We start from the raw sequence: 3,393 nt of genomic DNA, 5'->3' as shown, positions 1-3,393 counted from the left end.
GCCTTTAACAATATGACTTGGAAAATGGCCGCATAGGGTCAATAGTGAAACTGTCCGGAAACAGGGACGAAGTCCACTTTGACCCTGTTTCAACATGGCTTGACTGGGTTCGAGAAGGGTTATTTCGACGGGTGACCCGTGAATAGCGACCCAGGCTTCTGCAAACGAGGCCGTCCCGGCACCGATATCAACAACCCGACTGTTATGCTCTGTCGCGAGCTGACTTGCTGACAGAAAACCAAGATACGCATCGTAATAACCAAGAGCACGCATCTTATCCCGCCATTTTGGTGCAGCGGTATCATAGCGCCGTGTGGTGTCAGACTTGGTCTTGCCCATTGGCTGGCTTGCTCTCAGTGCCTACCACTCATGGAATGCGCAGATGGAAACTGACCCACTGAAGAAAGCGGGCCAGTTTCGCCAAACGTCAGTTTCATCAGATCAGCGCAAGTATCCGCGCCGGACCTCCGGTGCCGCCTGCGTGTTTCGGTGCGCCAATAACAAGTGTTGCGCCTGACGCGGGTACCTGATCCAGATTGGCCAGGCATTCGATCCCGAACCGGCCGGATGGCAACCAGGCATAATGGGTGGCGAAATCCGCAGACATGCCGTGATCCAGTGACAAGGTGTCAACGGCAATAGACCGGGCTCCGGTTTCCTCCATCAGCATCTGCGCAGCTTCAACGTGAAAGCCCGGGTAATGCTGCGCTTCACCGTCGAAATTGCGGAACGCGTCCGTTGCCGTTTTGCCAGCCCACCCAGAGTGCATGGCGACACAAGCGCCGTCTGGTATATCGCCATTGGCGGCTATCCAGGCTTTCAGGTCATCAGGGGTTAAACGCGTATCGGCGTCTTCTGCTGCGCGGGCAGCGATATCGACCACGCAAAGTGGTGCAACCAGATATGAGACCGGGATTTCATCGACCGAAGCCCCATCCGCAGAAAAGTGCAGCGGGGCATCTATATGCGTGCCCGTATGCTCATTGATCGACAAATTGAACAGATTGAATCCGTGTTCCGCGAAATTGAATGCCTGTTCGGCCGAGATACCCGGCTCTCCGCCCCAGGTCGGGAACTCCGGGCTGAGCGTGTGGGTCATGTCTTGGACACCGCCATGCCCCGCGGCCAGTGCGGCCGGTGCCATAGCCCCGGTTGCGGCAGCCGCAACACCCGATGCCGCCGCGGCTTTGAAGAACCCGCGCCGGGACAGCATCCTGTCTTTTACGGCGTTCATTACACAGATATCACACATTTTTCGTCCTCCCGTTGCGGCCACGCGGCTGCAAAAACAGGCCCGCCACACTGTTGATCGCGTATGGTGCCTGTCTGACAGAGTGCAGTTTTGGACCCGCAGTTGTAAAGACTGCAGGCAGACAACTCGGCTGTTGTCCTCGTTCAGAGCCAGCTCTGAATGAACCGTATATCCCCAACGAAATGTTCGAGCACTGAGAGTTGGCTCAGGTCGTGACAACCGCTGAAAGCGGGCAGAGCGCGGCACAATCCGCCTGTCTGGGCCTGTCGCCACTCGGAACGTTACAATCACGTCGCTCAAACGTGACGCCTGTTTCCATGGGTCTGTGCTATCAGCACCCTAAGTCTGTAATGACAAACAAATACGACGGAGACCTAAATGGCGCATCGCTGGACCAATACATTGACACATGCCGACGTAACGCCACGGGCGGCGTTCCTGAGCCGGCGGCAGGTCATGGCCGGGATGGCGGGTGTTGGTGTGGCGGCAATGGGCCAACCAGCTGCGGCGCAGGATGCGCTGGAGCCGAACACCTGGGATGAGATCACGAGTTACAACAATTATTATGAGTTCGGGACCGGAAAAGATGACCCGGCGAAATATGCGCATACGCTGGTAACCGAACCCTGGAGCGTAAAGATTGACGGTCTGGTCGATCGTCCTGGTGAGTATGATTTCAAGGACATCCTGTCCGAGATGACGATCGAAGAACGCATCTATCGCTTCCGTTGCGTTGAAGCCTGGTCGATGGTCGTACCATGGAACGGGTTCGAACTGGCCGATCTTCTGAACATGGCGGGGGTGAAAGAGGGCGCGAAATACGTAGCGTTCGAAACGGCCCACCGCCCGGATGAGATGCCGGGAACGCGCTATCCCATTCTGGAATGGCCCTATCGCGAGGGTTTGCGCCTGGACGAGGCGATGCATCCGCTGACGATCATGGCCACTGGTATCTATAACAAGCCGATTCCAAATCAGAACGGCGCGCCTTTGCGTCTGGTCGTGCCGTGGAAATACGGGTTCAAATCGATCAAGTCCATTGTCCGGATCACGCTTACTGAAGAAGAGCCGCCCACCAGTTGGAATATGGCCAATTCGCGAGAATACGGGTTTTATAGTAATGTAAACCCGAACGTGGACCATCCGCGCTGGTCGCAAGCCTCCGAACGTGAAATCGGCGGCGGCCTGTTTGCCTCGCGCAAACCGACGCTGATGTTCAACGGTTATGAAGAAGAGGTCGCCAGCCTTTATGAAGGTATGGATCTGGCCAGGAACTACTAGAATCATGCAGGCCATCAATCAGACACTCCGGCGTATTCCGGTATGGGCCGTTTATCTGATGGGCGCGCTGCCCGCGCCCTGGCTGTTCTATCTTGGCCTGACTGGCGGTTTGGGAATCGAACCGATTGAGGCGCTGGAACACCGCTATGGCGAACTGGCTTTACAGTTGCTGATTGCCGGGCTGGCCATCACATCCTTGCGCCGATTTGTGGGCTTGAACCTGATGAAGTTCCGTCGGGCCATTGGGGTGCTGACTTTTGTATATGTCAGCCTGCATCTCCTTGTCTGGCTGGTTCTGGACGTTCAGCTTCCCAGCCAGATTTGGGCGGATATCCTCAAGCGTCCTTATATTACCGTTGGAATGGGGGCGTTTCTTTTGCTGTTGCCTCTGACGGCAACATCCAACAACTGGTCGGTGCGCCGACTGGGGCCGCGTTGGCGCAGGCTGCATTGGCTGGTGTACCCGGCCGCTTTGCTGGGCAGCCTGCATTATGTGATGCTGGCAAAAGGGTTTCAGATCGAGCCGCTGATCTATTTGGCAGCTATCGTCATTCTTCTTGCCCTTAGGTTGCCGATTCCAAGCCTGTCACTCCAGTCCAACACAGCAGATTCTGCCTGACTCGGGGCCGAGTCTGTGGGTAACGTTGAAAGTAAGGCGGTAGGTTAGGGCGCCACGTCTGCGTTTCCGAAGATTGCGGCGTGATTTTGCTTGGTTAAGAGGCTTTAAGCAAATGAAATTTAATAATAATTTTTAAAATTAGGAATTTTCTTTGATTTTGTGCTTTTTCCGCTTGCGGGTTTTGAGAGTAATACTTAGAACCCCCTTCACCGGCGCAGCTGAGGTTGGCCTGACGGACTGG

3 protein-coding genes and 1 pseudogene are annotated in these 3,393 nt (G+C 55.5%); 2 read left to right on the top strand and 2 right to left on the bottom strand.

The window, feature by feature from the left end:
* A pseudogene (locus tag AC2FPW_RS16845) lies at positions 1 to 339 on the bottom strand (hypothetical protein); the annotation flags it as partial.
* Positions 340 to 436: 97 nt separating this feature from the next.
* A complete protein-coding gene (locus AC2FPW_RS16840; protein WP_480833528.1) occupies positions 437 to 1,252 on the bottom strand; it encodes a cyclase family protein in 816 nt (271 codons plus the stop codon).
* Between the two features lie 378 nt (positions 1,253 to 1,630).
* Between AC2FPW_RS16840 and msrP the strand changes: the two genes are divergently transcribed.
* Together msrP and msrQ are read left to right on the top strand one after the other, a co-directional pair.
* Positions 1,631 to 2,533, top strand: coding sequence for a protein-methionine-sulfoxide reductase catalytic subunit MsrP (gene msrP, locus AC2FPW_RS16835; RefSeq protein WP_496814648.1), 903 nt, complete (start codon positions 1,631 to 1,633; stop codon positions 2,531 to 2,533).
* A gap of 4 nt (positions 2,534 to 2,537) precedes the next feature.
* Positions 2,538 to 3,152 carry a protein-methionine-sulfoxide reductase heme-binding subunit MsrQ gene (gene msrQ, locus AC2FPW_RS16830; RefSeq protein ID WP_496814647.1) on the top strand — a complete coding sequence of 205 codons (615 nt, stop codon included), beginning with the start codon at positions 2,538 to 2,540 and terminating at the stop codon, positions 3,150 to 3,152.
* Positions 3,153 to 3,393: the final 241 nt, after the last annotated feature.

It is taken from the genome of Ruegeria sp. SATB027 (assembly GCF_059613825.1).
Note: the sequence above shows the minus strand (reverse complement) of the source record. Positions and strands in the feature narration are given on the sequence as shown.